The sequence below is a fragment of the Mycobacterium sp. genome (genome assembly GCF_049278535.1).
Taxonomy (GTDB): domain Bacteria; phylum Actinomycetota; class Actinomycetes; order Mycobacteriales; family Mycobacteriaceae; genus Mycobacterium.
The window spans coordinates 1-4,284 of record NZ_JBAPMI010000091.1; the positions used below are offsets into that span (position 1 = coordinate 1).

Annotated in this window: 4 protein-coding genes and 1 pseudogene; all 5 read left to right on the forward strand. The window is 67.0% G+C overall.

Annotation, left to right across the window (positions count from 1 at the left end; genetic code table 11):
• A pseudogene (locus WAO18_RS06005) lies at nucleotides 1–387 on the forward strand (phosphatidylinositol mannoside acyltransferase); the annotation flags it as partial.
• Complete coding sequence (locus WAO18_RS06010; protein ID WP_422204696.1) at nucleotides 387–1,511, forward strand: glycosyltransferase family 4 protein; 1,125 nt, start codon at nucleotides 387–389, stop codon at nucleotides 1,509–1,511. The pseudogene WAO18_RS06005 and the gene WAO18_RS06010, both read left to right, overlap by 1 nt.
• Nucleotides 1,511–2,554, forward strand: coding sequence for an NUDIX hydrolase (locus tag WAO18_RS06015; protein WP_422204698.1), 1,044 nt, complete (start codon nucleotides 1,511–1,513; stop codon nucleotides 2,552–2,554). The genes WAO18_RS06010 and WAO18_RS06015 overlap by 1 nt, the downstream gene beginning before the upstream one ends.
• A 138-nt stretch (nucleotides 2,555–2,692) precedes the next feature.
• Nucleotides 2,693–3,541, forward strand: a complete 849-nt coding sequence (pdxS, locus tag WAO18_RS06020) for a pyridoxal 5'-phosphate synthase lyase subunit PdxS (RefSeq protein WP_422204702.1) — start codon at nucleotides 2,693–2,695, stop codon at nucleotides 3,539–3,541.
• A gap of 9 nt (nucleotides 3,542–3,550) precedes the next feature.
• The coding region (locus WAO18_RS06025; RefSeq protein ID WP_422204700.1) for an acyl-CoA thioesterase II at nucleotides 3,551–4,284 on the forward strand (734 nt) is incomplete at its 3' end.

The following is a 4,284-nucleotide window of genomic DNA, read 5'->3' on the forward strand; positions in this document are numbered from 1 at the left end:
GGCGAGCAGCCGCCGTTCCCGCTGCTTGGCGAGCGGCTGAAGGACAACAAGGTGGTCTGTCTGATGGCTGAGCGGGACCTCAGTCGCACCGGCGTCCAGGTGGACTTCTTCGGCGAGCCGACCAGAATGCCCGCCGGCCCGGCGAAGCTGGCGATCTCCACCGGGGCTGCGCTGCTGCCGGTGCACTGCTGGTACGACGACGACTGCCGGGTCGACTTCTACCCGCCGGTGGACTGCACCAGTGGTGACGTCGGCGTCGTCACGCAGGCGCTGGCTGATGTGTTCGCGCGCAATATCTCCGAGCATCCAGCCGATTGGCACATGCTCCAGCCGCAGTGGCTGGCGGATCTGTCCGATGAGCGACGGGCCCGATTGGCGGAGAGCTGATGAGGATCGGGATGGTGTGCCCGTACTCGTTCGACGTACCGGGCGGCGTGCAATCACACGTGTTGCAGCTTGCCGAGGCAATGCGGGACCGCGGTCAGGACGTCAGCGTCCTGGCGCCGGCGTCACCGCATGTCAAATTGCCCGAGTTCGTCGTCTCGGCCGGACGGGCCGTCCCGATTCCCTACAACGGTTCGGTGGCCCGCTTGCAGATCAGCCCGAGCGTGCACGGCAAGGTCAGGCGCTGGCTGACCGAGGGCGACTTCGACGTGCTGCATCTGCATGAACCCAATGCGCCGAGCCTGTCGATGTGGGCGCTACGAATCGCCGAGGGGCCGATCGTGGCCACCTTTCACACCTCGACCACCAAATCGCTGACGCTGTCGGTAGTTCAGGGCCTGCTGCGGCCCATGCAGGAGAAGATCGTCGGCCGCATCGCGGTGTCCGACTTGGCCCGGCGCTGGCAGATGGAGGCGTTGGGATCGGACGCGGTCGAGATTCCCAACGGCGTCGACGTCGCCGCGATCGCCTCGGCACCATTGCTCGAGGGATATCCGCGCCCCGCCAAGACGGTGTTGTTCCTGGGCCGCTACGACGAACCCCGCAAGGGCATGGCCGTGCTGGTCGATGCGCTGCCCACCCTGGTCGAACACTTTCCGGGACTGCAGGTGCTGATCGTCGGCCGCGGCGACGAGGACGAACTGCGCGACAAAGTCGGCGGACTGGCCGGCCATCTGCGTTTCCTCGGTTTGGTCGACGATGACACCAAGGCGTCGGCACTGCGCAGCGCCGATGTGTACTGCGCGCCGCATCTGGGCGGGGAAAGCTTCGGCATCGTGCTCGTCGAGGCGATGGCCGCCGGTACGCCGGTGGTGGCCAGCGACCTGCATGCGTTCCGGCAGGTGCTGCGGGACGGGAAGGCCGGACGGCTGGTCGCGGTCGACGATAGCGCTGCGCTGGCCGAGGGTCTGATCGCGGTGCTGGAGAACGATCCGCTGGCCAAGCGCTACGCTGCGGCCGGCGAAGAGGCGGTGCGCCGCTACGACTGGCCGGTGGTGGCCAATCAGATCATGCGGGTCTACGAGACGGTCGCCGTCACCGGTAGCAAGGTGCAGGTGGCGAGCTGATGTGGTGGACGATTGTGCTGGTCGTCGCGGTTGTGTTGGTGCTGCTGGTGCTGCTCGGGTTCGGCGTCTGGGGCTATCGCACGGCCCATCGGCTGGACCGCCTGCACGTGCGCTTCGACCTGTCCTGGCAGGCCCTGGACGCTGCGCTGGCCCGACGGGCCGTGGTGGCTCGTGCGTTTGCGGTCCACTCGTTCGGCGGGCCGTCGGACGCAGCGGCCAGGCAGTTGGTGGCGTGCGCCGACGCGGCAGAAAGTGCACCCCGCAAGGGACGTGAAGCGTGCGAGAACAAGCTGTCGGCCGCGCTGGTGATGGTCGACCCGGCCACCGTGCCGGCGGGCCTGATCGCGGAGTTGGCCGACGCCGAAGCTCGCGTGGTACTGGCCCGCCGATTCCACAACGACGCGGTCCGCGACACGCTCGCGCTGCGAGAACGGCGTCTGGTCCGGCTGTTCCGGTTAGCTGGAACAGCCGCGCTGCCAAGCTATTTCGAGTTCGCCGAACGGGTGCAGGCTCTGCGTCATGCCGACCACCCCGCCGCCGGCCGGCGCACCTCGGCGCGGGTGGTGTTGCTCGACGAGACCGGCGCCGTGCTGCTGCTGTGCGGATCTGACCCCGCGGCGACCGGGCACCGGGCGCCGCGGTGGTGGTTCACTGTGGGCGGTCAGGTCGGTGATGGGGAGTCGTTGGCGCAGGCTGCGACTCGTGAGCTGGCCGAGGAGACGGGTTTGCAGGTCGACCCCGCCGACTTGATCGGACCGATGTGGCGGCGCGACGCTGTGTTCGACTTCAACGGCGCGGCGATCGACAGCGAGGAATTCTTCTTCGTCCACCGCACCCGGCGCTTCGAGCCGTCCACCGTCGGGCGCACCGAGCTGGAAAACCGCTACATTCACGGGCACCGTTGGTGTGACGCTGCCGACATCGCCGCGCTGGTCGAAGCCGGTGAGACGGTGTATCCCCTTCAGCTTTCCGAGCTGCTGACCGAGGCTGTGGCCTTGGCCGGCTCGCCGGATCGGCCCCGGCAGCTGCAGTCCATCCGCTGAGCCCCGGATGCGGCGGAAAATACGATTTGGCGACCACCACTAGAATTGGTTGACACCAGTTGAAGGAGATCAGCAGTGGATAGCGCCGGTGCGTCGAACGGCTCCGGGCGGACGGGGACCGCACGGGTCAAGCGCGGCATGGCCGAGATGCTCAAGGGCGGCGTGATCATGGACGTCGTCACGCCGGAACAGGCCCGTATCGCCGAGGGCGCCGGCGCCGTCGCGGTGATGGCGCTGGAGCGGGTACCGGCAGACATCCGCGCGCAGGGTGGAGTATCGCGGATGAGCGACCCCGACATGATCGAGGGCATCATCGCAGCGGTCACCATCCCGGTGATGGCCAAGGCGCGGATCGGACACTTCGTCGAAGCGCAGATCCTGCAGAGCCTCGGCGTGGACTACGTCGACGAATCCGAAGTGCTGACACCGGCCGATTACACCCACCACATCGACAAGTGGAAGTTCACCGTCCCATTCGTGTGCGGTGCGACGAATTTGGGTGAGGCGCTGCGACGCATCAACGAGGGCGCGGCGATGATCCGCTCCAAAGGCGAAGCCGGCACCGGCGACGTGTCCAACGCGACCACGCACATGCGTGCCATCGGTGGAGAGATCCGGCGGCTGGGCTCACTGTCCGAGGACGAATTATACGTAGCCGCAAAGGAATTGGCCGCGCCCTACGACCTGGTCGTCGAGGTCGCGCGAGCCGGGAAGTTGCCGGTCACCCTGTTCACCGCCGGCGGTATCGCCACCCCCGCCGACGCCGCGATGATGATGCAGCTGGGCGCCGAGGGTGTGTTCGTCGGCTCGGGCATCTTCAAGTCCGGCGACCCGGCGCAGCGCGCGGCGGCGATCGTGAAAGCCACCACCTTCTACGACGACCCCGATGTGCTGGCCAAGGTCTCCCGTGGCCTGGGCGAGGCGATGGTGGGCATCAACGTCGAGCAGGTCCCGGAGCCACATCGCCTGGCCCAGCGCGGCTGGTAAAAACAATCCGTGTCGATCGAAAAGATCCTTGATCTCGAGCAACTCGAGGTCAACATCTACCGGGGCAGCGTGTTCAGCCCCGAACAGGGCAACTTTCAGCGCACCTTCGGTGGTCAGGTGGCCGGCCAGTCGCTGGTCTCGGCGGTGCGAACGGTAGACCCGCACTTCCTGGTGCACTCGCTGCACGGGTACTTCATCCGGCCCGGAGACTCCTCGGCGCCAACGATTTTCCTCGTTGAGCGGCTGCGCGACGGTGGTTCTTTCTGCACTCGCCGGGTCAACGCGATCCAGCACGGTCAGACGATCTTCTCCATGTCGGCGTCTTTTCAGACCGATCAGGAAGGCATCCACCACCAGGACGTGATGCCCTCAGCACCGCCGCCGGATGACCTGCCGGGGCTGAAGTCGATGAAGGTGTTCGACGACGCCGGGTTCAGGCAGTTCCAGGAGTGGGACATCCGCATCGTGCCGCGCGATGCACTGCACCGCTTGCCGGGCAAGGCGTCGCAGCAACAGGTGTGGTTCCGGCACCGCGATCCGCTGCCCGACGACCCGGTGCTGCATATCTGCGCGCTGGCGTACATGAGCGATCTGACCCTGCTCGGGTCGGCGCAGGTAACCCACCTCGACGAGCGTGAACACCTGCAGGTGGCCTCGCTCGACCATGCGATGTGGTTCATGCGCGTCTTCCGCGCCGACGAGTGGCTCCTCTACGACCAGTCCTCACCGTCGGCCTGCGGCGG

Coding starts and splice junctions, on each gene's coding strand:
- WAO18_RS06010 (WP_422204696.1), top strand. CDS start 387: ATGAGGATCGGGATGGTGTGCCCGTACTCGTTCGACGTACCGGGCGGC.
- pdxS (WP_422204702.1), top strand. CDS start 2,693: ATGGCCGAGATGCTCAAGGGCGGCGTGATCATGGACGTCGTCACGCCG.
- WAO18_RS06015 (WP_422204698.1), top strand. CDS start 1,511: ATGTGGTGGACGATTGTGCTGGTCGTCGCGGTTGTGTTGGTGCTGCTG.